The organism is Streptomyces sp. NPDC042201 (assembly GCF_055582185.1).
In genome coordinates this window covers 50,760-75,377 of sequence record NZ_JBVJDS010000021.1, presented here as the reverse complement: position 1 = coordinate 75,377, position 24,618 = coordinate 50,760, and the positions used below count along the sequence as shown (strand labels likewise).

16 protein-coding genes, 3 tRNA genes and 2 pseudogenes are annotated in these 24,618 nt (G+C 70.9%); 13 read left to right on the top strand and 8 right to left on the bottom strand.

Features of this window, described 5'->3' with window-relative positions:
• The first annotated feature begins 12 nt into the window (after positions 1-12).
• From ACZ6MZ_RS33490 to ACZ6MZ_RS33475, 4 genes and pseudogenes are all read left to right on the top strand, one after another.
• Complete coding sequence (locus ACZ6MZ_RS33490) at positions 13-1,413, top strand: deoxyguanosinetriphosphate triphosphohydrolase (RefSeq protein ID WP_469356296.1); 1,401 nt, start codon at positions 13-15, stop codon at positions 1,411-1,413.
• A 232-nt stretch (positions 1,414-1,645) separates the two neighbouring features.
• The gene (locus tag ACZ6MZ_RS33485; RefSeq protein ID WP_389791043.1) at positions 1,646-2,923 is read left to right on the top strand and encodes an NAD(P)/FAD-dependent oxidoreductase; all 1,278 of its coding nucleotides are present in this window, start codon (positions 1,646-1,648) and stop codon (positions 2,921-2,923) included.
• A 78-nt stretch (positions 2,924-3,001) separates the two neighbouring features.
• The gene (gene dnaG, locus ACZ6MZ_RS33480; protein ID WP_469356294.1) at positions 3,002-4,903 is read left to right on the top strand and encodes a DNA primase; all 1,902 of its coding nucleotides are present in this window, start codon (positions 3,002-3,004) and stop codon (positions 4,901-4,903) included.
• A 211-nt stretch (positions 4,904-5,114) separates the two neighbouring features.
• Positions 5,115-6,305: pseudogene (locus ACZ6MZ_RS33475) on the top strand (RNA polymerase sigma factor).
• An 86-nt stretch (positions 6,306-6,391) separates the two neighbouring features.
• On the opposite strand, the gene ACZ6MZ_RS33470 reads toward ACZ6MZ_RS33475, so the two are convergent.
• The 4 genes from ACZ6MZ_RS33470 to ACZ6MZ_RS33455 all read right to left on the bottom strand — a co-directional run bounded on the left by ACZ6MZ_RS33470 (position 6,392) and on the right by ACZ6MZ_RS33455 (position 12,051).
• Complete coding sequence (locus tag ACZ6MZ_RS33470; RefSeq protein WP_469356292.1) at positions 6,392-8,317, bottom strand: ABC transporter ATP-binding protein; 1,926 nt, start codon at positions 8,315-8,317, stop codon at positions 6,392-6,394.
• Positions 8,317-10,050 carry an ABC transporter ATP-binding protein gene (locus tag ACZ6MZ_RS33465; RefSeq protein WP_384189269.1) on the bottom strand — a complete coding sequence of 578 codons (1,734 nt, stop codon included), beginning with the start codon at positions 10,048-10,050 and terminating at the stop codon, positions 8,317-8,319. The genes ACZ6MZ_RS33470 and ACZ6MZ_RS33465 overlap by 1 nt, the downstream gene beginning before the upstream one ends.
• A 169-nt stretch (positions 10,051-10,219) precedes the next feature.
• Positions 10,220-11,665 carry an FGGY family carbohydrate kinase gene (locus ACZ6MZ_RS33460; RefSeq protein WP_389791048.1) on the bottom strand — a complete coding sequence of 482 codons (1,446 nt, stop codon included), beginning with the start codon at positions 11,663-11,665 and terminating at the stop codon, positions 10,220-10,222.
• Positions 11,666-11,739: 74 nt separating this feature from the next.
• Positions 11,740-12,051: a YtxH domain-containing protein gene (locus ACZ6MZ_RS33455; RefSeq protein ID WP_384189266.1), complete on the bottom strand. Its 312-nt coding sequence runs from the start codon at positions 12,049-12,051 to the stop codon at positions 11,740-11,742.
• A gap of 218 nt (positions 12,052-12,269) precedes the next feature.
• Here ACZ6MZ_RS33455 and ACZ6MZ_RS33450 point away from each other — a divergent pair.
• The 6 genes and pseudogenes from ACZ6MZ_RS33450 to ACZ6MZ_RS33425 all read left to right on the top strand — a co-directional run.
• Positions 12,270-12,342: transfer RNA gene (locus ACZ6MZ_RS33450), tRNA-Asn, on the top strand.
• A 5-nt stretch (positions 12,343-12,347) separates the two neighbouring features.
• A tRNA-Asn gene (locus ACZ6MZ_RS33445) sits at positions 12,348-12,420 on the top strand.
• 222 nt (positions 12,421-12,642) lie between these two features.
• Positions 12,643-12,716, top strand: a tRNA-Ile gene (locus ACZ6MZ_RS33440).
• Positions 12,717-12,957: 241 nt separating this feature from the next.
• Positions 12,958-13,782 carry an ATP-grasp domain-containing protein gene (locus ACZ6MZ_RS33435; RefSeq protein ID WP_469356290.1) on the top strand — a complete coding sequence of 275 codons (825 nt, stop codon included), beginning with the start codon at positions 12,958-12,960 and terminating at the stop codon, positions 13,780-13,782.
• 569 nt (positions 13,783-14,351) lie between these two features.
• The gene (locus tag ACZ6MZ_RS33430) at positions 14,352-16,805 is read left to right on the top strand and encodes a carbohydrate-binding protein (protein ID WP_469356288.1); all 2,454 of its coding nucleotides are present in this window, start codon (positions 14,352-14,354) and stop codon (positions 16,803-16,805) included.
• Positions 16,802-17,992: pseudogene (locus ACZ6MZ_RS33425) on the top strand (ThuA domain-containing protein); the annotation flags it as partial. The gene ACZ6MZ_RS33430 and the pseudogene ACZ6MZ_RS33425, both read left to right, overlap by 4 nt.
• Before the next feature lie 61 nt (positions 17,993-18,053).
• On the opposite strand, the gene ACZ6MZ_RS33420 reads toward ACZ6MZ_RS33425, so the two are convergent.
• The 3 genes from ACZ6MZ_RS33420 to ACZ6MZ_RS33410 form a co-directional block, all read right to left on the bottom strand.
• Positions 18,054-19,691 carry a GAF domain-containing protein gene (locus ACZ6MZ_RS33420; protein WP_469356286.1) on the bottom strand — a complete coding sequence of 546 codons (1,638 nt, stop codon included), beginning with the start codon at positions 19,689-19,691 and terminating at the stop codon, positions 18,054-18,056.
• A gap of 19 nt (positions 19,692-19,710) precedes the next feature.
• Positions 19,711-20,754 carry a rod shape-determining protein gene (locus tag ACZ6MZ_RS33415; protein ID WP_384183923.1) on the bottom strand — a complete coding sequence of 348 codons (1,044 nt, stop codon included), beginning with the start codon at positions 20,752-20,754 and terminating at the stop codon, positions 19,711-19,713.
• Positions 20,755-20,926: 172 nt separating this feature from the next.
• Complete coding sequence (locus tag ACZ6MZ_RS33410; protein ID WP_469356284.1) at positions 20,927-21,496, bottom strand: hypothetical protein; 570 nt, start codon at positions 21,494-21,496, stop codon at positions 20,927-20,929.
• Positions 21,497-21,617: 121 nt separating this feature from the next.
• On the opposite strand from ACZ6MZ_RS33410, the gene ACZ6MZ_RS33405 reads away from it, so the two are divergent.
• Positions 21,618-22,418 carry an SCO2400 family protein gene (locus ACZ6MZ_RS33405; RefSeq protein WP_389784165.1) on the top strand — a complete coding sequence of 267 codons (801 nt, stop codon included), beginning with the start codon at positions 21,618-21,620 and terminating at the stop codon, positions 22,416-22,418.
• A 42-nt stretch (positions 22,419-22,460) separates the two neighbouring features.
• On the opposite strand, the gene ACZ6MZ_RS33400 is transcribed toward ACZ6MZ_RS33405, so the two are convergent.
• Entirely contained in the window at positions 22,461-22,895 is a 435-nt protein-coding gene (locus ACZ6MZ_RS33400) for a MarR family winged helix-turn-helix transcriptional regulator (protein ID WP_469356282.1), read from the bottom strand.
• Between the two features lie 119 nt (positions 22,896-23,014).
• Here ACZ6MZ_RS33400 and ACZ6MZ_RS33395 point away from each other — a divergent pair, with 119 nt between their 5' ends.
• Both ACZ6MZ_RS33395 and ACZ6MZ_RS33390 read left to right on the top strand, forming a co-directional pair.
• The gene (locus tag ACZ6MZ_RS33395) at positions 23,015-24,034 is read left to right on the top strand and encodes an NADP-dependent oxidoreductase (RefSeq protein WP_469356280.1); all 1,020 of its coding nucleotides are present in this window, start codon (positions 23,015-23,017) and stop codon (positions 24,032-24,034) included.
• 130 nt (positions 24,035-24,164) lie between these two features.
• Entirely contained in the window at positions 24,165-24,593 is a 429-nt protein-coding gene (locus tag ACZ6MZ_RS33390; protein ID WP_384183911.1) for an organic hydroperoxide resistance protein, read from the top strand.
• Positions 24,594-24,618 lie beyond the last annotated feature (25 nt).

The window sequence follows — 24,618 nt, the reverse complement described above, 5'->3', positions numbered from 1 at the left end:
TACCTTCGGTGCATGGCAGGCACCACCGGCATCACCACACCGCACCCCTCAGAACCGGCGGGCGCGTACGACGACGCGGCCACCGAGCGCTGGGCCACCGAGCCCGACAAGCGCCCGGGACGCACCGCTTTCCAGCGTGACCGCGCGCGCGTGCTGCACTCCAGCGCGCTGCGCCGGCTCGCCGGCAAGACCCAGGTGGTAACCCCGGGATCCCGCAGCCAGGAGTGGGACGCCAGTCCCCGTACCCGGCTGACCCATTCCCTCGAGTGCGCGCAGGTGGGGCGCGAACTGGGCGCGGCGCTCGGCTGCGACCCGGATCTCGTCGAGGCCGCGTGTCTCTCCCACGACATGGGCCACCCGCCCTTCGGCCACAACGGCGAGCAGGCGCTCAACGACTTCGCCCGGGACTGCGGCGGCTTCGAGGGCAACGCCCAGTCGCTGCGGCTGCTGACCAGGATCGAGCCGAAGCGCTTCGTACGGTCCCAGGAATCCCAGAAATCCCAGGAATCCCAGGCATCTCCAGCATCCCGAGCGGCCCAGGAGTCCCGAGCGGCCCAGGAGTCCCAGGGCGGAGACGATCTGGTCAGCGTCGGCCTCAACCTCACCCGCGCCGCCCTGGACGCCGCCACCAAATACCCCTGGCCGCGCGGCGCCCACCCCACCGAGCCCGGCTCGCCGAAGTTCGGGGTGTACGAGGACGACCTGCCGGTCTTCTCCTGGGCCCGCCGGGGCGCACCGGCGGACCGTATCTGCTTCGAGGCACAGGTCATGGACTGGTCCGACGACGTGGCGTACTCCGTCCACGACTTCGAGGACGGTCTGCACGCCGGCCATGTCGACCCCGCCGCGCTCTCCTCCGAGACCGAGCGGCGCGGGATCTGGGCGGTGGCGATCGGCAGGTACGTACCGGCGGACACCGACCCGGAGGAGCTGTCGGCCGCACTCGACCGGCTCATGCGGCAGGAGTGGTGGCCGCACGGCTATGACGGCTCAGCCGTGGCGCAGGGCCGGCTCAAGGACGCGACCAGCCAGCTCATCGGACGCTTCTGCCTGGCCGCCGAGGGCGCCACCCGCCGGGCGTACGGCACGGGCCCGCTCACCCGGTACGCCGCCGAGCTGGTCGTCCCGCGCGCGGCCCGCCACGAGTGCGCGGTCCTCAAGGCCGTCGCCGACCGCTATGTCATGCAGCGCGCCGAACAGGAGGCGCTCCGCGTCGACCAGCGGATCGTCCTGGCCGAGCTGGCCGAGGCGCTCACCGCCCGCGCCCCGGAGGGGCTGGATCCGCAGTTCCGCGCGCTGTTCGGCACGGCCCCCGACGACCGGGCGCGCAAGCGCGTCATCGTCGACCAGATCGCCTCGCTCACCGACGCGGCGGCCCGCTCCCTGCACGCGGGACTCACCAGCCGCCCCTGACACACGGACGCCACCGGCCGGGCCGCGCCGCCACGCGCGGCACGTTCAGATCGGCGGTGGTGAAATGGATGCGTAGCACGCGCCCCTCATGCCTCACCGCTCCTGATGCACGCTGGGTACGAGAGTAGCCAGATCACTGCGGTGAGACACGTCCGTGGAGCGCTCCCTCTTTCGCCATCACGCTCCGTACGGGACGCTCGCAGATGGCGGCAGCGCGAAGAGGAGGCATCAAGTGGTCGACGCACATCGGACATTTGTCATCGTCGGGGGCGGGCTGGCCGGGGCGAAGGCCGCGGAAACCCTGCGCGCGGAGGGCTTCACCGGCCGAGTGATCCTCATCGGCGACGAGCGCGACCACCCCTATGAACGCCCGCCCCTGTCCAAGGGCTATCTGCTCGGCAAGGCGGAACGGGACAGCGTTTTCGTGCACGAGTCCGGCTGGTACGCCCAGGCCGAGATCGAGCTGCATCTCGGCCAGACCGTCACCTCCATCGACCGGGACGCCCGGTGCGTGCATCTCGGCGACGGCACCTCCGTGCGGTACGACAAACTCCTGCTGGCCACCGGCGCCGAACCGCGCCGCCTCGACATCCCCGGTACGGATCTGGTGGGAGTCCACCATCTGCGCCGGCTCGCCCACGCGGACCGGCTGCGCCAGGTACTGACCGCCCTCGGCCGCGACAACGGCCATCTGGTCATCGCCGGCGCGGGCTGGATCGGCCTGGAGGTCGCGGCCGCCGCGCGCGGGTACGGCGCGGAGGTCACCGTCATCGAGTCCGCCCCGACCCCGCTCCACCATGTGCTCGGCCCCGAGCTGGGCCAGCTCTTCACCGACCTGCACCGCGAGCACGGCGTCCGCTTCCACTTCGGCGCGCGGCTCACCGGGATCACCGGACAGGACGGCATGGTCCTGGCGGCCCGTACGGACGACGGCGAGGAGCACCCGGCCCACGATGTGCTCGCCGCGATCGGCGCAGCCCCGCGCACGGCCCTCGCCGAGGCCGCCGGTCTGGAGCTCGCCGACCGGGACCAGGGCGGCGGCGTCGCCGTGGACGCCGGTCTGCGCACCTCCGACCCCGACATCTTCGCGACGGGCGACGTGGCCGCCTTCCCGCTGCCTGACTGGAGCGGCACGCTGCCCGCCGGCCGGGTACGCGTCGAGCACTGGGCCAACGCGCTCAACGGCGGCCCGGCCGCCGCCCGCGCCATGCTCGGCCAGGACGTCACCTACGACCGCGTCCCGTATTTCTTCTCCGACCAGTACGACCTGGGTCTTGAGTACTCGGGCTGGGCGCCGCCCGGCTCGTACGACCAGGTGGTCGTACGGGGCGACGCCGGAAAGCGGGAGTTCGTCGCCTTCTGGCTGAAGGACCGCAAGGTGCTCGCCGGGATGAACGTCAATGTGTGGGACGTCACCGAAGACATCCAGCGCCTGATCCGCTCCGCCGAGCCGCAGGATCTGGAGGCCCTCGCCGACCCGGGCGTCCCGCTGGGCTCCCTGCGCACCTGACGCGTACAGGACTCCCGGCACCGCACCGGATCCCCGGGGCCGGACAGGACTGTCCGCGCGTCCCCGTAGGATTCACGCGTGGCAGGCAGGATCAACGATGACGACGTGAAGGCGGTACGGGACGCGGTCCCGATCGACGCCGTCGTGTCCGAGTACCTCCAGCTGCGCAACGCGGGCGGCGGCAATCTGAAGGGGCTCTGTCCCTTCCACGACGAGAAGTCCCCCTCCTTCCAGGTCAGTCCGAGCAAGGGTCTCTTCCACTGCTTCGGCTGCCAGGAGGGCGGGGACACCATCGCCTTCGTGATGAAGATCGATCATCTCTCCTTCTCCGAGACGGTCGAGCGGCTCGCCGCCCAGGCGGGCATCACCCTGCGGTACGAAGAGGGCGGGTACAACCCGTCGAGCCAGCGCGGCGAGCGCACCCGTCTGGTCGAGGCGCACAAGATCGCCGCGCAGTTCTACGCCGAGCAGCTGTCCGGCGCCGAGGCCGAGACGGGCCGTATGTTCCTCGCCGAGCGCGGCTTCGACCAGGCAGCAGCCGAGCACTTCGGCGTCGGCTACAGCCCGGTCGGCTGGGACCACCTCACCCGCTATCTGCGCGGCCAAGGCTTCAGCGACAAGGAGCTGCTGCTCTCCGGGCTCTCCCAGGACGGCCGCCGCGGCCCGATCGACCGCTTCCGCGGCCGGCTGATGTGGCCCATCCGCGACATCTCCGGCGAGGTCGTCGGCTTCGGCGCGCGCAAGCTCCGGGACGACGACAACGGGCCGAAGTACCTCAACACCCCCGAGACCGCGATCTACAAGAAGTCCCAGGTGCTGTACGGCGTCGACCTGGCCAAGAAGGACATCGCCAAGGCCAGCCGGGCCGTCGTCGTCGAGGGCTACACCGATGTGATGGCCTGCCATCTGGCCGGTGTCACCACCGCCATCGCCACCTGCGGCACCGCCTTCGGCGGCGACCACATCAAGATCCTCCGGCGGCTGCTGATGGACAACGGCAGCGCCCGGGTGATCTTCACCTTCGACGGGGACGCGGCCGGGCAGAAGGCCGCGCTGCGCGCCTTCGAGGACGACCAGAAGTTCGCCGCCGAGACCTATATCGCCATCGCCCCCGACAATATGGACCCGTGCGAGCTGCGCCTCGCCAAGGGCGACGAAGCCGTCCAGGACCTGGTCGAACCCCGCACGCCGCTCTTCGAGTTCGCGATCCGCCAGATCGTCTCGCGGTACGCCCTGGAGACCCCGGCGGGCCGCGCCGCCGCGCTCGACGAGGCCGCCCCGATCGTCGCCCGGATCAAGAACGGCTCCTCGCAGCACGAGGTCGCGGTCCAGCTCGCCGGCATCCTCGGCATCCTCGACACCCAGTTCGTGGTCAAGCGCGTCGCGCAGGTGGCGCGCTGGGCCCGCGACCGCGGCGGCCGCGGTCCGGCGGAGGCGCCGGAGCGCCGTTCGCAGCAGTCGTACGAGACCCAGACGCAGGGCCCCTCAGGACCCGCGCTCAACCTCCGCAGCCCCGCCCACCGCACCGAGCGTGAGCTGCTCAAACTCGCCCTCCAGCGGCCCGAGCTGGTCTCCCCGGCCTTCGACGCCTACGGGACGGACGAGTTCACCGCCCCGCCGTACGCCGCCGTGCGCCGCGCCATAGAGGACGCGGGCGGCGCCGAGTCGGGCCTGCGCTCGGCCCCCGAGTATCTGGCCCGGGTCCGCGAGGCCGCGCCGAACGACGTGGTGCGCGCGCTGGTCACCGAGCTGGCGGTGGAGGTGTTCCACGGCAAGACCATCGACGAGACGTACGCCGGGGAGCAGCTCGTCCAGGTCAGGCTGCGCGCCGTCGACCGCCGGGTCCGCGATGTCACCGGCACCCTGACCCGGCTCGGCACCCAGGCGGAACCGGACCATTACGCGGCCGTACAGAACGAGCTGTGGGTGCTCCAGCAGTACGGCCGGTCCCTGCGCAACCGCGGCGCCGACGCCCTGTAGGGCGGCCCGCGCCTTTCTGTAGAGCGGGCCGGGCCCCGCCGTGGAGCGGCCCGCGCCTCTCCCTTCCGTAACAGCGGGGTTACGTACCGGACTCAGAAAGTCACCGCACGCCCCTCGTGGCGGCGATGTGTCGTACCCCACACTGGGGTGCGGTGCCTGAGTCCTCGGAGCGCGGCCTGCCCACCGGCGAGTGGGCGCCTCACCCCCGCGGATCCGCTCATCGTGTACGGGACGGAAAGCGGCCCGGCTGCCTCCGTCCCGCTGCCGCACGCCCCCGAACCGGCAGCGATCACCCTGGAGGTCGCCCCCCGTGCAGACCCGGACCCAGACGTTGACCCAGCCCTTGCCCCAGTCCTTGACCCGGACGCTGCCCCAGGCGTCGGCCGAGACGGTGACCCAGCCGGTCATGGAGACCCTCACCGAGAACCCCGTGGAGATCCCCATCGTTCCCGTGCCCCCGGGCCGGCGCGCCAGCCGTGCCGACAGCGACGGGCCCTCCTCCGATCTCTTCCGCCAGTACCTGCGGGAGATCGGCCGCGTCCCGCTGCTCACCGCCGTCGAGGAAGTGGACCTGGCCCGTCGCGTCGAAGCCGGTCTCTTCGCCGAGGAGAAGCTGAGCAGCGCCCCTGATCTGGACTCCCGGCTGGCCCTGGATCTCGACAGGCTGGTGGTCCTGGGCCGGATGGCCAAGCGCCGGCTGATCGAGGCCAATCTGCGGCTCGTCGTCTCCGTGGCCAAGCGCTACGTCGGCCGCGGACTGACCATGCTCGATCTCGTCCAGGAGGGAAACCTGGGCCTGATCAGGGCCGTTGAGAAGTTCGACTACGCCCGCGGCTACAAGTTCTCGACGTACGCGACCTGGTGGATCCGCCAGGCCATGTCCCGCGCGCTGGCCGACCAGGCCCGTACCATCCGTGTCCCGGTCCATGTGGTCGAGCTGATCAACCGCGTCGTACGGGTCCAGCGCAGAATGCTCCAGGAACGCGGGTACGAGCCCACCCCCGAGGAGGTCGGCGCCCAGCTGGAACTGCCCCCGGAGCGGGTCAGCGAGGTGCTGCGGCTCGCCCAGGAGCCGGTCTCCCTGCATGCCCCGGTGGGGGAGGAGGACGATGTCGCGCTCGGCGATCTGATCGAGGACCGCGACGCCGCGTCCCCCGTCGAGTCCGCGGCCTTCCTGCTGCTGCGCGAACATCTGGAGGCGGTGCTCTCCACCCTAGGCGAGCGCGAACGCAAGGTCGTCCAGCTGCGCTACGGACTGGCCGACGGCCGGCCCAGGACGCTGGAGGAGATCGGCCGGATCTTCGGGGTGACCCGCGAGCGCATACGCCAGATCGAGTCCAAGACGCTGAACAAGCTGCGCGTCCACACCTCCGCGGAGCAGCTGCGCGGCTACCTCGACTGAGCCGGCGCCGCGCCCCCGCCCGGCTGGGCGGTACGGGCGCGGCGCCGGGATCCGGGCAGGCCGCCGGGGTTCGAACGCCCCCCAGGTCAGTCCACTTCGGCGACCGCCTGCGCGAACTGGGCCGCGTACAGCCGTGCGTACGCGCCCTGCGCCGCCAGCAGCTCGTCGTGCGTGCCCTGTTCGACGATCGCGCCGTCCTCCATCACCAGGATCACGTCCGCGTCCCGGATCGTGGAGAGCCGGTGCGCGATCACAAAGCTCGTACGACCGTGGGCCAGCCGCGCCATCGCCTTCTGGATGAGCACCTCGGTCCTGGTGTCCACGGAGCTGGTCGCCTCGTCCAGCACCAGGATCACCGGCTCGGACAGGAACGCCCGCGCGATGGTGATCAGCTGCTTCTCGCCGGCGCTGACCCCCGAGCCCTCGTCGTCGATCACCGTGTCGTAGCCGTCGGGGAGCGTACGGACGAAACGGTCGGCGTGGGCCGCCCGGGCCGCCTCCTCTATCTCCTCCCGGGTGACCTCGCGCGAAGCGCCGTACGCGATGTTCTCCGCTATCGTCCCGCCGAAGAGCCAGGTGTCCTGGAGGACCATGCCTATCCCGGACCGCAGTTCCTCGCGCGAGATCTTCGCGACGTCCATGCCGTCCAGGGTGATCCGGCCGTCCGTCACCTCGTAGAACCGCATCAGCAGATTGACGAGCGTGGTCTTGCCCGCACCCGTCGGGCCGACGATCGCGACCGTCTGTCCCGGGTCCACCGAGAGCGACAGATTGTCGATCAGCGGCTTGTCGGGGGAGTACCGGAACGACACGTTCTCCAGCGCCACCCGTCCCTTCGGCTCCCGCAGCCGCTCCACCGAAGGCGCGTCGGGCTCCTGCTCCTCGGCGTCCAGCAGCTCGAAGATCCGCTCGGCGGAAGCGACCCCTGACTGCACCAGGTTGGCCATCGAGGCGACCTGGGTCAGCGGCATCGAGAACTGCCGTGAGTACTGGATGAACGCCTGCACATCACCGATCGACAGCGTGCCCGAGGCGACCCGGAGTCCGCCGACGACCGCGATCAGCACATAGTTGAGATTGGATATGAAGAGCATCAGCGGCTGCATGATCCCGCTGTTGAACTGCGCCTTGAAGCCCGCCTCGTAGAGGTCGTCGTTCTGCTCCCGGAACGCCTCAGCCGACTCGTGCTGCCGTCCGAAGACCTTCACCAGGGCGTGCCCGGTGTACATCTCCTCGACATGGGCGTTGAGCGTGCCGGTGACCTTCCACTGCTGCACGAACTGCGGCTGCGACCGCTTGCCGACCTTCGCCGCCACGAGCACCGACAGCGGCACCGTCACCAGGGCCACCAGCGCGAGCAGCGGCGAGATCCAGAACATCATCCCCAGCACACCGACGATCGTCAGCACCGAGTTGATCAGCTGCCCCATCGTCTGCTGCATGGTCTGCGAGATGTTGTCGACATCGTTCGTCGCGCGGCTGAGCACCTCGCCGCGCTGCTGCTGGTCGAAGTACGACAGCGGCAGCCGCGACAGCTTCGCCTCGACGTCCTCCCGCATCCGGAACACCGTGCGGTTGATGACCCGGATGGAGAGCCGCGTCGACACCAGCATCAGCAGGCCGGCGGCCAGATACACCACCAGTACCACCAGCAGGACATCGCGCACCGCGCCGAAGTCGATGCCGCTGCCCGGGGTGAAGTCCACCCCGGAGAGCAGGTCGGCGAGCTGATCGTCGCCCTTCTCCCGCAGACCGGCGAGGGTCTGCGCCTTGGTGACGCCTTCCTGGGTCTGCCGGCCGATGACCCCCGCGAAGATCAGGTCCGTGGCCCGGCCGAGGATCTTCGGGCCCACCACCGACAGCGCCACGCTCAGCACACCGGCGCCGAGCATCCACCAGAGCGTGGACCTCTCCACGGTCAGCAGCCGTAGCAGCCGCTTGCCCGACCCCTTGAAGTCCATCGACCGCTGCGTGGGGCCGGCCATCATCATGCGTCCGCCTGGACCGCTCATCAGGCAGCCTCCGCCTCGGTCAGCTGGGAGAGAACAATCTCCCGGTATGTCGCGTTCCCCGCCATCAGCTCCTGATGGCGGCCCGTCCCGACGACCCTGCCCTCGTCCAGCACCACGATCCGGTCGGCGTCACGGATGGTGGAGACCCGCTGGGCGACGATCACGACGGTCGCCTCCGCGGTCTCGGCCGCCAGCGCGCGCCGCAGCGCCGCGTCCGTGGCGTAGTCCAGTGCCGAGAACGAGTCGTCGAACAGATAGATCTCCGGCCGCTGCACCAGCGTCCGCGCGATGGCGAGCCGCTGCCGCTGCCCGCCGGAGACATTCGTGCCACCCTGCGCGACGGGCGCGTTCAGCCCGCCCTCCAGGGTGGTGACGAACTCCTTCGCCTGCGCCACCTCCAGCGCGTGCCACAGCTCCTCGTCGGTCGCGTCGGGGTTGCCGTACCGCAGATTCGTCGCCACCGTCCCGGAGAAGAGATACGGCTTCTGCGGCACCAGGCTCACGGTCTTCGCCAGCAGCGCCGGATCGAGCCCGCGGACGTCCTGGCCGTCGACGAGCACCTCCCCGCCGGTCGCGTCGAACAGCCGCGGTACGAGCCCGAGCAGCGTCGACTTGCCGCTGCCCGTCGATCCGATGACCGCGGTCGTCTCGCCGGGCCGTGCGATCAACGACACGTCCCGCAGCACCGGCTCCTCGGCCCCGGGGAAGCGGAATTCAGCGTTCCGTACTTCCAGATGCCCGTGCCGCCGCAGCTCCCGCACCGGGTTCTCCGGCGGTACGACACTCGACCTGGTGTCCAGCACCTCTTCGATGCGCTCGGCGCACACCTCGGCGCGCGGCACCATCATGAACATGAAGGTGGCCATCATCACGGCCATCACGATCTGCATCAGATACGCGAGGAACGCGGTCAGCGCGCCGATCTGCATATGGCCGCTGTCGATGCGGTGCGCGCCGAACCAGACGACGGCGACCGAGGACACATTCACGACCGTCATCACGGTCGGGAACATCAGCGCCATCAGCCGGCCGGTGCCCAGCGCGACGTCGGTCAGCTCGGTGTTGGCTCCCCGGAAGCGCTCCTTCTCGTACTCGTCCCGGACGAACGCCCTGATCACGCGGTTGCCGGTGATCTGCTCGCGCAGGATCCGGTTCACCGTGTCCAGCCGCGTCTGCATGGTCCGGAACAGCGGCCGCATCTTCCTGACGATGAGGCTCACGGCGATGCCGAGCACCGGTACGACGGCCAGCAGCACCCCCGACAGCGGAATGTCCTGGCCGAGCGCCATCACGACGCCGCCGACACACATGATGGGCGCGGACACCATCAGCGTGAACGACATCAGGACCAGCATCTGCACCTGCTGGACGTCATTGGTGGTGCGGGTGATGAGCGAGGGGGCGCCGAAGTGGCCCATCTCGCGGGCGGAGAAGCTCTGCACCCGCTCGAAGATCGCGGCCCGCACATCCCGGCCGAGGGCCGAGGCGGTCCGTGCGCCGTAGTACACGGCGCCGATGTTGCAGATCACCTGGACGACGCTGACGGCGATCATGATGCCGCCGAATTCCAGGATGTAGCCCGTGTCCCCCTTCACGACACCTTCGTCGATGATGTCGGCGTTGAGGGTGGGCAGATAGAGGGTGGCGGACGTCTGCAACAGCTGGAGCGCCACCAGCAGGGCTATTGGTCTCTTGTACGGAGCGAGATGGGCTCGCAGAAGACGTAGGAGCACGCGAAGTCTCTCGGAGTCGGCAAAGGTGGAGGGGTCGACCCCATCTTGCGGCACTCCGGCCGCTGAGCCCCAAGGGTTTATGTCCAAGGGCGGGTCAAGAACCGCCCCGGGCGACGCCGCGCGCAGGCCCCCGGGCGGAGCCGCCCTCAGCCCCCAGGCGGAGCCGCGCTCAGGCCCCCGCGCCGAACGCTCCCGGGTGGATCTCCTCCCGCGTCGCCATGTACTGCTGCCGCACCGCCGTCCCCACGGCCGCGTCCTCACCCGGCTCGAAGACCTGGGCGGCCGCGCCCTGCCAGGCCGGCGGGGAGTGCCGGGCGAGCGACCCCCGCGAGACCCCGAGTGCCCAGGCCGCCTGCCGCGCCGCGCCGAGCGCCGTGTAGTCCGCGGGCTGCGGTACGACGACCTGCGCCCCGAAGATCGCCGGCGCCAGCGCCTGTACGGCGGTCAGCTCGGCGGCCGCCCCCAGCAGGAACACCCGCCGCACCTCCACCCCGCGCCCGCGCAGCACGTCCATCGCGTCGGCGAGTGAGCAGAGCATCCCCTCGAACGCGGCCCGTGCCAGATGCTCCGGCTTCATCGACTCGCGCCGCAGCCCGGTCAGCGTGCCCGCCGTGTGCGGCAGCTGCGGGGTCCGCTCGCCCTCCAGATAGGGCAGGAACACCAGACCCGAGGAGCCCGGCGTGGACTTGAGCGCCAGCGCGGACAGCTCGTCCAGATCCTCCGTACCCAGCAGTTCCGCCGTGCCGCGCAGCGCCCGTACGGCGTTCAGGGTGTGGACGACCGGCAGATGCATCCCGGTGGCGTCCGCGAAGGAGGTGATCATTCCGGTGGGATCGGCGAGCGCCTCGTGGTGCACGGCCATCACCGAGCCCGACGCTCCCAGCGACACCACGGCGTCCCCGACGGCCACGCCGAGCCCGAAGGCGGCGGCCATGGTCTCGCCGGTGCCGGCGGAGATCAGCAGCCCTTCGGGAGTGGTCCCCGCGGCGTCGGCGGGACCGAGCACCTCGGGCAGCGCGGCCTGGTGGCCGAGCGCCAGCTCCACCAGGTCCGGCCGGTACGTCCCCGTCCGCGCCGACCAGTAGCCGGTCCCGGACGCCGCGCCCCGGTCGGTCGTTCTGCGCGCCGGGCGGCCCAGCAGCTGCCAGACCAGCCAGTCGTGCGGCTGCATGATCAGTGCGGTGCGCCGCGCCGCCTCCGGCTCGGCCCGCGCCATCCAGCGCAGCTTGGCCACGAGCTGCGCCGACTGCGGTACGGATCCGACCGCCTCGGCCCACGCCTGCCGGCCGCCCAGCGCGTCCACCAGATCGGCGGCGGCGACCTGCGCCCGCTTGTCGTTGCCGAGCAGCGCGGGGCGTACGAGATTGCCCTGCCGGTCCAGCGCCACCATGCCGTGCTGCTGCGCGGCGACGCCGATGGCCTGCACGCCCTCCAGCAGTCCGCCGCTCGCGGCCTCGCCGAGCGAGAGCAGCCAGACCTGCGGATCGACCTCGGTGGCCTTCGCCTCGCCCGGATGCGGCGCGTACCCCTGCCGCAGCACGGCACCCGTGTCCGCGTCACAGACGACGATGCGAGTGAACCCGGACGAACTGTCCAACCCGGCGACTATTCCCATGCCACCCGATTCTGCCGCACGCGCGGCGCGGCGAGCGCTGCCGGGAGGGTCCGGGTCCGTGGGACCGGGTTATTTCAGGTGTTGCTGGTTCCCCAGTCGTCCCGGCCGTTCTGGCTGCGCTCCCGCAGCGAGCGCACGCGCTGGGCCACGGAGTGCGGCATCTTGTCCCCGACCTTGTCGCCGACCACGCCGCTCACCGAGTGGTACGCCTTGCCCGCGACCTCCCGGCCGGTCTGCGCGGCGGACTCGGCCGCGTTGCGCACCGCCGGATTCTGCGAGACCTGGCGTGCCGACTTCTTCAGCTGCTCGTAGCGCTCGCGTCCGGCGCGGGTTCCGAGAACGTATCCGCAAGCCAGTCCCGCGATGAACGTGAGGCGGTACCGCATGGCTGCCACCCTTCCCTAAGCGTCGGAGTCCCCAGCGTCAGCGTCGGACCGTCGGTCTGTGCTCTTCGCCTACCCCGTCGTGGCCCGGGATCACCCGACGTGACCGGGGTGGATACCGATTGGCGAAGCACCCCCCTGCTTGCGCTAATGTATGTGTCGCAGCGAACGTGCGCCGCCCGGGAAGACCGGGGTAGGTACGTTCGGTGCACACGCAGCAATCCCCTGTAGCTCAATTGGCAGAGCAGCCGGCTGTTAACCGGCAGGTTACTGGTTCGAGTCCAGTCGGGGGAGCGCGGTCCCCTGTAGCTCAATTGGCAGAGCATTCGGCTGTTAACCGGAGGGTTGCTGGTTCGAGTCCAGCCGGGGGAGCACAAACGAGAAGGACCCTTCGGGGTCCTTTTTCGTATGCCCAGGACCCCTGGCGGGTACGCCTCCCGTCCCTCCAACGGCTGTAGTTGGAGGTTCCCGGAACCACGCACTGCACGGTGCGGTCCTCAAGGTCAAACGATGCCGCCCATCCGAGGCAGGAGATCGTATGAGCGGCTATGCTGCGGCAGACGGGCGCGCACAAATGTGCGCGACGCGCCGTTAGGGGCGGTAGCTCAGCCGGTTAGAGCAGCGGACTCATAATCCGTCGGCCGTGGGTTCGAGTCCCACCCGCCCCACCGGGCCCCCAGGGAAGAATCGTTCTGACCTGGGGCTTTTTCATGTCCGGGCGGAGCGGGGGAGCCGGCGGGGGCGGGCGGCGGTGCTAGATCTTTTCGCCCGTACGGCAGTACCCCCACTCGGCCCAGGGGGAGCCGGACGTGGAGCCCCCGTGGAACGTCACCTCTCGGCGTGTTCGGCCGGGCGTTCGACGGTCCGTCCACTCCGCCGCACGAGCCGATACAGAGCGTCAGGAGCCTCATGTCCACCGTCCCGCCGCGCGTCCTCTATGTCACCGATCTCGCCTACGAGGCCAAGGGGCGCAGGTACTGCGACGAGGACATCCAGCTGTCGTCGCGGCTGCGGCGGGACTTCGCCGTCGCCCTGTGTCATCCTCTCGACGCCGAGGGGCTCATGGGGTCCTTCGACGCCGTCGTGGTGCGCAACAGCGGGCCCGTGCTGCACTACCAGGAGCGGTACGACGCCTTCCGTGACCGGGCGCGGGCGGCCGGGGTCCGGGTGTACAACCCGCTGACCGGGCGGGCCGACATGGTGGGCAAGCGGTATCTGGCGGAGCTGAGCACCGCCGGGTATCCGGTCATCCCGACCGTCGACCGGGCCGAGGACCTGGGGCGGCTGCCGCGGGCCGACACGTATGTCGTCAAGCCCATGGTCGGCGCGGATTCGATCGGGATGGAGTTCGTCCCCGGGGACCGGCTCGCGGACCTCGCCTTCGGCGACGTACTGGTCCAGCCGCTGATCCCGTTCCGCTACGAGGTCTCGTTCTACTTCGTCGACCGTGACTTCCAGTACGCCCTGTACGCGCCGGACCCGGCGCGGCGCTGGGAGCTGGTGCCGTACGAGGCCGGGGCCGCGGATCTGGCGTTCGCGCGGCGGTTCATCGACTGGAACGCGCTGGAGCACGGGATCCAGCGCGTGGACGCGTGCCGCGCCCCGGACGGGGAGCTGCTGCTCGTCGAGCTGGAGGACCTCAATCCGTATCTCTCCCTGGAGTCGGTGGACGCCAGGACCCGCGAGACCTTCGCCGCGCGGATGGCGGCGTCGCTCCACGATCTGCTGCGCTGAGACGCCGGGCTCCTGCCCCGCGCCGCGATGTCCTGACTCGTATACGGGACCGGCGCGCGGAGGCGGGACCGGGCCCGCGCAGGATTTGTTTTCTCACCCGACCATGTCCCGGGCGTGCCCGGTGGCCGTGCTGTTCCCGTGCGGGCCCGCCGGAAACCCTGCTGCTCAAGGGCCGTTCGGGCCGTCTGTGGCATGGCTCACACCGCCCGACCGTCCCGGCGGAGACGTCCGCCGAGGATTTGAACATGACCTTGACAAATTAATTCTGTGTTGCCAGCATCACATCGCTCACCGCGGAAACCAGAGACTCCCACCCCACCTAGTGCCCCTCCCGGAAACGTTTGCCCCGTCGCGACGCCCAGCACGCACGCTCGCCGCGTTGGCCAAAGACCCGAGTAGCTCCGCTACAAGGGGCCTCCGGCCGCCTTGCGATCGCACGCACCGGACGCCGCTCCTCGACGGGCAAACATTCCCGGTCGCGGCACTAGCCCTCTGCCCCGACCGCAAAGCGCGACGGCGCGCGCCTTGCCTGACGTTCCCCCCACCGCAAGTCAGGAAGGAAGCTCTCGATGCCCCTACGCCCTCCAGCGTGGTCCAGACTCCTCACAGCGCTCGCGCTCGCGCTCACCGGCACGGTCGCCGTCGGTGCGGCGGCGACCGGAGCACCGGCCGAGATACCCGCCTCCGACTACCAGCAGGTTCAACTCGCATCCGGCGTGGCCGAGTTGGGTGAGGCGATGTCGCTCGCCGTACTGCCCGACCGGTCGGTGGTGCACACGGCCAGGGACGGCAGCGTGCGGCTGACCGATGCCGCGGGCAACACGAAGCTCGCGGGCAAGCTGAACACCTACACCCATGACGAGGAAGGTCTCCAGGGAGTCGCGGCGGACCCCGGGTTCGCGACCAACCGCTATCTCTACCTGTACTACTCGCCCGCGCTGAACACCCCGCCGGGGGACGCCCCCGTCAGCGGCAGCGCCGCGGACTTCGAGCCGTTCAAGGGCCATCTGAACCTCTCGCGGTTCACCCTGAAGACCGACGGCACCCTCGACATGGCCAGCGAGAAGGTCGTCCTCGAAGTGGCGAACGACCGCGGTCAGTGCTGCCACGTCGGCGGGGACATCGACTTCGACGCGCAGGGCAATCTCTATCTGTCCACCGGCGACGACACGAATCCGTTCGAGTCGCAGGGGTACGCGCCGATCGACGAACGGACCGACCGCAACCCGCAGTTCGACGCCCAGCGCTCCTCCGGCAACACCAACGACCTGCGCGGCAAGGTCCTCAGGATCAAGCCGACCGCCGAGGGCGGCTACACCGTCCCGGGCGGTAACCTCTTCGCCCCCGGCACCGCGGACACCCGTCCCGAGATCTACGCGATGGGCTTCCGCAACCCCTTCCGTATCGCCGTCGACAAGCCGACCGGCGTCGTGTACGTGGGCGACTACGGCCCGGACGCCGGGGTGTCCGACCCGAACCGCGGCCCCAGCGGCCAGGTCGAGTTCGACCGGATCACCGCGCCGGGCAACTTCGGCTGGCCGTACTGCACGGGCACCAACACCGCCGCAGAGGCGTACAGCGAGTTCACCTTCCCCAGCGGTCCTTCCGGCGCGAAGTACGACTGCGCGGGCGGCCCCACCAACAACTCGCCGCACAACACCGGCCTCGACAAGCTGCCGGCCGCGCAGTCCAGCTGGATCAGGTACGGCGGCGACGCGGGCACTCCCCCCGAGTTCGGCGGCGGCTCCGAGTCGCCGATGGGCGGCCCCGTCTACCACTTCGACGCGAACCTCGACTCCAATGTGAAGTTCCCCGAGTCGCTCGACGGACTGTTCTTCGCCGCCGAGTACGGCCGTAAGTGGATCAAGCCCATCGAGGTGAAGGCCGACGGCAGCCCCGGCGTCATCGAGAGCTTCCCGTGGACCGGCACCCAGGTCATGGACCAGGCCTTCGGCCCCGACGGCGCGCTGTACGTCCTCGACTACGGCACCGGCTCCGACAACCAGGCGCTCTACCGCGTCGAATACGTCGCCGGCAGCAACCGCAACCCGGTGGCCCAGGCCGTCGCCGACAAGAGCTCGGGACAGGCACCCCTCGCGGTGGCCTTCTCCTCCGCGGGCAGCTCCGACCCCGAGGGCGGGGCGCTCAGCTACTCCTGGGACTTCGGTGACGGCGCCGGCTCCACCGACGCCAACCCGAGCCACACCTACACCGCGACGGGCACCTTCCAGCCCACCCTCACGGTCAAGGACCCGGAGGGGCTGACCGGCACCATCAGCCTGGTGGTGACGGTGGGCAACACCGCACCGACCGTGAAGCTGACCACGCCCGCCAACGGCGAGCTGTTCTCCTTCGGCGACACCGTGCCGTTCACCGTCGAGGGCAGCGACCCCGAGGACGGGCCCATCGACTGCGCCAAGGTCAAGGTCACCTATCTGCTGGGACATGACAGCCACGAGCACCAGATCACCTCGGCCGACGGCTGCAACGGGACTCTCACGGTCCCGGCCGACGGTGAGCACGACAGCGCCGCCAACCTCTACGGGGTCTTCGACGCGGAGTACACCGACGCCGGCGGTCTGACGTCGCACAGCAGCAGCGTCCTCCAGCCCCGCCACCGGCAGGCCGAGCACTTCTCGGACCAGTCCGGGATCGAGGTGGCGGGCCATGGCGCCGCCGAGGGCGGCAGCACGGTCGGCTTCACGGACGACGGCGACTGGATCTCCTTCACGCCGTACGCCGTGGACAACGCCACCCAGCTCTCGGCGCGGGTCTCGTCCGCGGGCCCCGGCGGCACCATCGAGGTACGGGCGGGTTCGGCCACCGGCACCCTGCTGGGCACGGCGACCGTGGCACCGACCGGTGACTGGGAGCAGTTCGCCGATGTGACGGCGGGCCTCTCCAACGCGCCGGCCGGCACCACCGAACTGTTCCTCGTCTTCAAGGGACCGTCCGGCCAGGGCAACCTGTTCGACGTGGACGCCTTCACCTTCACCACGGCGGCGCAGGGGGCGAAGCGATGAAGCGTCACCTCACCCGTCGCGCACGGCAGATGTCCTGCGTCCTCGCTGTCGCGCTCGGCGCCGCCTTCCTGGCGCCCGGCGGGACGGCGCAGGCCGCCGCCGATCCCTACCAGGTGCTCGTCTTCTCCAAGACCGCCGGTTTCCGGCACGACTCGATCCCGGCGGGCATCGCGGAGATCCAGGCGCTCGGCGCGGCGAACGACTTCACCGTCACGGCCACCGAGGACAGCGCGGCCTTCACCCCGGGGAATCTCGCCGGGTACGAGGCCGTGGTGTTCCTGAGCACCACCGGTGACATCCTCGACAACGCCCAGCAGGACGCCCTGCAGGCGTATGTCGACGGGGGCGGCGGCTATGTCGGGATCCATGCCGCCGCCGACACCGAGTACGAGTGGCCGGCGTACGAGCGGCTCGTCGGCGCCTGGTTCAAGAGCCACCCGGCGATCCAGCAGGCCACGGTCGTCAACGAGGACCGGACCCATCCGGCGACCTCGCATCTGGACGCGACCTGGTCCAGGACCGACGAGTGGTACAACTACCGCACCAATCCCCGGGCCGGCGTGCGGGTGCTCCAGAGCCTGGACGAGGGCAGCTACACCGGCGGCGAGATGAGCGGCGACCACCCCATCACCTGGTGCCATCCGCAGGGCGAGGGGCGGTCGTTCTACACCGGGCTCGGCCACACCGCCGAGTCGTACGCGGATCCCGCCTTCCAGCGGGAGCTGCTCGGCGGCATCCAGTACGCGGCCGGGGCGGTGACCGCGGACTGCACTCCCCAGGGTGACGGGGGCGATGACGGCGGCGGTGACGGACCGGGCGCCGTCGAAGCGGAGTCGTACAGCTCCTCCTCCGGCGTGGAAGCGGCGGGCCACGCCGGGGCCGGGGGCGGCAGGACGCTCGGCTACATCGACAACGGTGACTGGGCCGGATACGCGTCGGTGGACACCGCGGGCGTCACGTCCTTCTCGGCCCGGGTGTCCTCGGCCGGCGCGGGCGGCACCATCGAGATCCGCTCGGGCTCGGCCACCGGCACGCTGCTCGGCTCGGTGGCTGTCGCGCCCACCGGCGGCTGGGAGACCTTCACCACGGTCTCCACGACGCTGACGGGCTCGGGCTCGGGACCGCTGTTCCTGAGCTTCACCGGCGGCTCGGGGTCGCTGTTCGACATCGACAGCTTCACCCTGACCAGCTGACCGCGCCGCGGCGGCGATGCCCCCCACTCGGGGCACCGCCGCCGCGGTGTTCCTCCTAGCGCGGCGACTCCCAGGTCACCGTCGTGCCCCGCTCGGCGTTCCCGTTCCGTGGGTCGTCCTGGGCGCCGCGCCGTGCGCCGCCCTCGGGCAGGCCGTCGTCCGTGACCATCAGCCGTACCCCGTCCTGTCCGTCCGGCAGCCGGGCCGCCGCGTCGACCTGCACCGCGATCGTCGTCACGCCCTCCCGCCGGTGCGCCGCCGCGAGGGCGCCGCGCAGCGCGGCCAGCAGCGCGCGGCCCGCCGGTTCGCCCACCAGCGTGTCCACCGGTCCGTTGAAGTGCACGGACGGCCGGAAGCCCAGCAGGACCGCCGCGCCGGCCGTCTCGCGCAACACCTTCCCGCGCACGCTCGTCGGGGCGTCCGCCGGGGGCTGCTGGAGCGCGAAGATCGTGGTCCGCACCTCCTGGATGGTGGAGTCCAGTTCGTCGACGGCCCGGCCCAGCAGCTCGTCCAGGCCCGTCGCGGCCGCCCGCCGCCGGGTCGACTCCAGCATCATTTCCGTGGCGAACAGCCGCTGGACGACCAGATCGTGCAGATCGCGGGCGATCCGGTCGCGGTCCTCGTACACCGCGAGCTGCTCCCGGTCGTGCTGGGAGTCCGCCAGCACCAGCGCGAGCGCGGCCTGTGAGGCGAACTGCGTGGCCAGCAGCCGGTCCACCGCGCTGTACGGGCGGCCGCCGCGCCGCCGCGGCAGGGCGAGCGTACCGATCAGCTTGCCGCCGCTCTGGAGCGGCAGCATCATGCTCGGCCCGAAGCGCGCCCGTACATGCGTGGTCATCCGGGGGTCGGTCGACGAGTCCTCGATGAAGACCGGTTCCCCGCCGAGCAGCTGGACGAGCACGGGGGAGCCGGGTTCGATGGTGGTGCCGACGATGTCGCCGGGGTCGTCGACCGCGGACGCGGCGACGATCTCCATGCCGCCCTCCTCGGTGGGCTGGAGCACCACGCCCGCGTAGGCGTCGGCGAGGACCCGGGCCGACTCGGCCACGGTCATCAGCGCGTCGTGGGGGGTCTGCCCGGTCAGCAGGGCGGTGGTGACGGCGGCGGCCCCCTCGATCCACCGCTCACGCTGCAACGCCGTCCCGTACAGCCGGGCGTTGGCGATGGAGATACCCGCCTGCGAGGCCAGCACGAGCAGCAGGGCCTGGTCCTGTTCGGTGAAGAGACCGGTCCCCTTGTCCGTCAGATAGACGCTGCCGAAGACGTCGGTGTCCACCTGGATCGGGACGCCGAGGAAGGAGCGCATCCCGGGGTGGCCCGGCGGCACGCCCGAGGACCGGGGGTCGGCCGTCAGATCGTCGAGCCGCAGGGGCCGGGGGTCCTGGACGAGGGCCCCGAGGATGCCGGTGTGGCCGTCGGGCAGCCGTCCGATCCGCTGCCGGTCGGCGTCGCTCATGCCGGCGGTGAACAGCTCGGTGAGCCGGCCGCGTTCGGGGTCGATCACACCGAGCGCGCCGTACCGCGCGCCGATGAGTTCGGTGGCGGTGTCGACGATGTGCTGGAGCGTGGTGCGCAGTTCGAGGTCGGTGCCGATGCCGAGTACGGCCTCCAGCAGCATGGGCAGCCGGGGCGCCGGTGCCGCGTCGCCGGAGGCACCGGGGGTCTCGCCGGCCCCGCGGTCCTCGTCGCTCATCGCACCGCACGCCCCGCCCTCAGGTGGATTGGGAGAGCGGGTTCAGGACCATCGGCTGGACCTGTCCCTCCAGCATCGCGCCGAGGCCCAGCACGGCACAGACATCGGGACGCTCGGCGATGGTCACCGGCATGCCCGTCGCGTCGCGCAGCATCGTGTCGAGGCCGGGCAGCAGCGCGCTGCCGCCGACCATCATGATCCCGCGGTCGGCGAGGTCGGCCACCAGATCGGGCGGGCAGTCGCGGAGCACCTTGCCGATGCCGTCGAGGACAGCGGTCAGCGGGGTGTAGATCGCGTCCCGTACGGCCGCGGTGTTCACGAGCACGGAACGGGCGATGCCGGTGGCCACGTCCCGGCCGTGGATCTCGGTGGTGGCGGGACCGTGCGGGCTGAGGCCGTTGTTGCTGAGCGCGAGTTGCAGGGGGCGTACGGCATGGCTGGGCAGCAGCAGTTCGTGCTGGTGGCGCAGGTGCTGGATCACCGCGTGGTCGATGGCGTTGCCGCCGACCGGGATCCGCAGGGCGGTGACGATCGACCCGAGCGAGAGCACCGCGACCTGGGTGGTCGCCGCGCCGCACACCAGGATCATGGTGGCGGTGGGCTGCTCCACCGGCAGTCCGCAGCCGACGGCCGCCGCGATCAGCGTGTCGACCAGTTCGACCCGGCGCGCGCCGAGGCCGACCAGGGTCTCCACGGCGGCGCGCTGGGCGAGCGGGTCGCTGTCGTGCGGCGTGGTGGCGGCAGCCCGCAGCCGGGGTTTACGGCGCAGCTGACGGCGGAGCTTGTCGCCGAGGAGAAGGCGGAGCATCCGCTGAGCCATCTCGATGTCCACGACGGTGCCGCCGGTGACCGGACGGGCGACGCGGATGTAGTCGGGGGTACGGCCGGTCATCTGCTCGGCGAGGGAGCCGACGGCGATGAGCGCGCCGGTGCGGGTGTTCACGGCGGCGGCGCTCGGCTCGTCGACGACGAGTCCGGCGCCCTTCACAAAGACCCGGGTCCTGGCGGCCCCCAGGTCGACGGCGATATGGCAACGGCGCAATTGGTCAATGCTGACGGTCACGGCAGGTTCTCCCGAGAGCGCTGATGTGGTTCACCGGCGGCCGCCGGCCCTGTTCGCATCGTGCGCGGACGAGGCCCGCCGCGCGCGCTGGGCTACGCCGGTCGGGCGTATCGAGCTGACGGTCCGTCAGAAACCGTCCTCGCGGACCTGCGAACCGGTGTCGAGCGGGGTACTAGGACGCCCGGGCGGACCAGCGCTGCAACAGCCCCCAGGTGAACTCCGCGACGCGGGGCTCGCCGTCGGGGAGGGTGAACGCCAGCCCCATCCGGGTCGGGGCGGTGCCCTCCGTCGGCCGGGCGGGCGGGAAGGCCCGCGCGACCTCGTCCACGGTGTACGCCCAGGGGCGCAGGTCCTCGGCCGTACGCAGCGCAGGGCTCGCCGCCCCCGGCGCGCGGACCAGCCATTCGTTCCATACGGCCCCGCCGGGCGCGGCCATCACCTCGAAGCGCAGATCGGGCCAGAGCGGTACGGGCCACAGCAGGGCGTCGCACTCCAGATCGCCGATCACCCGCCGGAACGTCAGCTCAGGGGCGCCGAGCACGGAGCGGTAGCGGGCCAGCGTGCCGCCTGCCCGTGGCGAGCGCGCCATCGCCTGCCAGCGGCGGTTGGCCTCGCGCATGCCGGCCAGGGACACGCCCAGTTCACGCCGCGCCTCATCGACCAGCTCCGGCTGGTGATCGGCCATCCGGCGCAGCAGTACGAGCTGGAAGTCGAGCGGCCCGAACGGCCCATTGATGGTCATACCGCCATCCTGCCCGCCGCGCCCCGCGCGGGCCGACACACACGGAAGTCGGCATTCCACACACGATCCTCACAGTCTCGGCTATCCGCGTTGCGCCGCCGCCGCATACTCTGCGGGCGCCATGGACTACTGCTACCAGTGCCGACGGCACCTCAACGGCGCGCTGACCTGCGCCGGATGCGGAACCCCCGCCGAGGAGCTGCGGCAGCAAACCTCTGTCCCGCCCGGGTCGCACCACAGCCGCCACCCGGGCCAGGACAACCGGGGCGACCGTGATCACGACGGGTACGAGGGAGCGCCGGAGGGTGACTTCGGCCTGATCGGTCACCACCCGGAGCGCGACCCGTCCCAGGGGCGTGCGGCCGCGCGCCGTAAGAACGCACGCCGTAAGTCGACACGCCGTACCCGGCCGCGCCGGGCGCGCAGCAAGCGGGGCCGCCGGATACTCATCGGCACGCTCGGTGTGGTGCTCGCGGCGGCCGTGCTGAGCCTGGCCGAGCTGGCCCTGGAAGCGCCGCGCAAGAACCAGGCCACCTCCGTGAAGGAGGAGACGCCCGTCGACTTCGAGGGCGGACCGCAGGACACGGAACGCCCCGTCGCCCCCGACGATCCCGGCCCCGTGGCGACGCCCAGCCCCGGTGCGAGCGGATCGGCGAGCCCGGCCGCCACCGGCGAGCCGGGCGGTTCCGGCGGGTCGGGCCCCCCGGCGGCGTCCGCGTCGTCCTCCGTCGGCCCGAGCGCCAGTGCTACGGCGTCGGACTCGCCAGGGCCCGGCGACCCCAGCTCGGGGACGACCGGTCCCGCCGACCCGACGGGGCAGCCCACGCCGGGCGCCCCGACCCCGGAGCCCCCGCCACCCCCGCCCCCACCCGCGCCGGAGCCGACCGAGACCTGCACCATCATCATTTGGTTCTGCTGGTGACCCGAGGCCCGGAGCCCCGCTCCGGCCGGCGTCGGCCAGGCGCTACACCACGCTCTCGCCCAGCATCCGCTTGAGCAGATCGCGCAGCACCTGGCGCTCTTCCACGGACAGCTCGGCCAGTGGCTCGCGGGCGAAGCCCAGCGCGTCCCGCAGCTGCGCGGCGGTCGCGAGGCCCTTCTCGGTGGGCGCGGCCAGTTTCACCCGGCGGTCGGCCGGGTCCGGGCGCCGCTCCACCAGGTCGCGCGCTTCGAGCCGGTCCACGATGCCGGTGACATTGGACGGCTCGCACTTCAACTTCCGCGCGATCCGGCGCATGGGCATAGGTTCTACGGAGAGCAGCCCCAGCACGCGCGCCTGAGCGCCCGTGAGGGAGTGCTCCGCCGCGGCCTGCTCGTACTCCTCGTAGTAGCGGGCCACGACGGTGCCGATGAGTTCGACGACCTCGAGGGTCAGGGGGTCCGTGCGCGAAGTGGCCATGGGCACCAGCGTACCCAGTTACTTGACAACATGAAATATCTAGGAGCATGGTTGTTTCAGGCAGTGAAGCTTTTTCTCGCGGTTCACCGCCGAAGGACTATCTGAGGAGGCTCCGCACCATGACCGCACTTCCCGCGTCCGGCCGTGCCTGGCATCTCGCCGCCCGCCCGCACGGCTGGCCCGAGCCGGGAGACGTCGCTCTGCGCGAGGTCCCGGTGACCGAGCCGGGCGAGGGCCGGATCCTGGTCCGCAATCTGCACTTCTCGGTCGACCCCTATATGCGGGGCCGGATGAACGATGTGAAGTCGTACGCACCCCCCTACGTGCTGAACCAGCCCATGGACGGTGGCGCGGTCGGCGAGGTCATCGCCTCGCGCGCCGAGGGCTTCGAGGTCGGGGACCATGTCCTGCACGGTCTCGGCTGGCGTGAGTACGCCGAGTTCCCGGCCGGCCGCGGTACGAAGGTCGACGCCTCGCTCGCGCCGCTCTCCGCGTACCTCGGTGTGCTCGGCATGACCGGCCTCACCGCCTACGCGGGGCTCTTCGAGGTCGCCTCCTTCAAGGAGGGGGACGCGGTCTTCGTCTCCGGCGCGGCCGGAGCCGTCGGCAGCCAGGTCGGCCAGCTGGCCAGGATCAAGGGCGCCTCCCGGGTGATCGGCTCGGCCGGCTCCGACGAGAAGGTCAAGCTGCTCGTCGAGGAGTACGGCTTCGACGCCGCTTTCAACTACAAGAACGGGCCCGTCAAGGATCAGCTCAAGGAGGCGGCGCCCGACGGCATCGACGTCTACTTCGACAATGTCGGCGGTGACCATCTGGAGGCCGCGCTCTCTTCGTTCAACCTTCACGGCCGGGCCACCATCTGCGGCATGATCGCGCAGTACAACAGCACCGAGCCGTCCCCGGCCCCGCGCAATCTCGCCCTGGTCATAGGCAAGCGGCTGCGTCTGCAGGGCATGCTCGTCGGTGATCACTTCGCGCTCCAGCCGCAGTTCGTCAAGGACATCGCGGGCTGGCTCGCCTCCGGCGAGCTCAAATACCACGAGACCGTGGTCGAGGGCATCGAGAACGGCTTCGACGCCTTCCTCGGGGTCCTGCGCGGCGAGAACACCGGAAAGATGATCGTTACGCTCAACGGCTAGATCCGGACAACAGCCGGGTCCGGACAAGAGCCGGACCCGGACAGGGCATTGGGACATCGCTTAGGCTCGACGCCAGGCCGCTGCGGTCCGTGGGCGCGAACCGCGGCGTACAACAGGAGGAATGCACCGCATGACCATCCAGAAGATCGATGTCATCTACACCGCCGTCGCCACCGCCGAGAACGGCCGTGACGGCCGCGTCTCCAGCGACGACGGCAAGCTCGACGTAGTCGTCAACCCGCCCAAGGAGATGGGTGGCAGTGGCGCCGGGACCAACCCGGAGCAGCTGTTCGCCGCCGGTTACAGCGCCTGCTTCCAGGGTGCGCTCGGTGTCGTCGCCCGCCAGGCGAAGGCCGACATCTCCGGCTCGACCGTGACCGCCAAGGTCGGCTTCGGCAAGTCCGAGGCCGGCGGCTTCGGACTGGAGGTCGAGCTCTCGGCCTCCATCCCGAACGTGGACGCGGCGACCGCCAAGGAGCTGCTGGAGAAGGCGCACCAGGTGTGCCCGTACTCCAACGCGACCCGCGGCAACATCAAGGTCGAGCTCTCCGTCGTCTGACCGCCCGCACCGCTGAGCATGACCG

Bases quoted from the DNA above. Each gene is read 5' to 3' on its own strand.
- ACZ6MZ_RS33490 (WP_469356296.1), top strand. From the start codon at position 13: ATGGCAGGCACCACCGGCATCACCACACCGCACCCCTCAGAACCGGCG.
- ACZ6MZ_RS33470 (WP_469356292.1), bottom strand. From the start codon at position 8,317: ATGAGCGGTCCAGGCGGACGCATGATGATGGCCGGCCCCACGCAGCGG.
- ACZ6MZ_RS33460 (WP_389791048.1), bottom strand. From the start codon at position 11,665: ATGGGAATAGTCGCCGGGTTGGACAGTTCGTCCGGGTTCACTCGCATC.
- ACZ6MZ_RS33455 (WP_384189266.1), bottom strand. From the start codon at position 12,051: ATGCGGTACCGCCTCACGTTCATCGCGGGACTGGCTTGCGGATACGTT.
- ACZ6MZ_RS33435 (WP_469356290.1), top strand. From the start codon at position 12,958: ATGTCCACCGTCCCGCCGCGCGTCCTCTATGTCACCGATCTCGCCTAC.
- ACZ6MZ_RS33430 (WP_469356288.1), top strand. From the start codon at position 14,352: ATGCCCCTACGCCCTCCAGCGTGGTCCAGACTCCTCACAGCGCTCGCG.
- ACZ6MZ_RS33420 (WP_469356286.1), bottom strand. From the start codon at position 19,691: ATGAGCGACGAGGACCGCGGGGCCGGCGAGACCCCCGGTGCCTCCGGC.
- ACZ6MZ_RS33410 (WP_469356284.1), bottom strand. From the start codon at position 21,496: ATGACCATCAATGGGCCGTTCGGGCCGCTCGACTTCCAGCTCGTACTG.
- ACZ6MZ_RS33405 (WP_389784165.1), top strand. From the start codon at position 21,618: ATGGACTACTGCTACCAGTGCCGACGGCACCTCAACGGCGCGCTGACC.
- ACZ6MZ_RS33400 (WP_469356282.1), bottom strand. From the start codon at position 22,895: ATGGCCACTTCGCGCACGGACCCCCTGACCCTCGAGGTCGTCGAACTC.
- ACZ6MZ_RS33395 (WP_469356280.1), top strand. From the start codon at position 23,015: ATGACCGCACTTCCCGCGTCCGGCCGTGCCTGGCATCTCGCCGCCCGC.
- ACZ6MZ_RS33390 (WP_384183911.1), top strand. From the start codon at position 24,165: ATGACCATCCAGAAGATCGATGTCATCTACACCGCCGTCGCCACCGCC.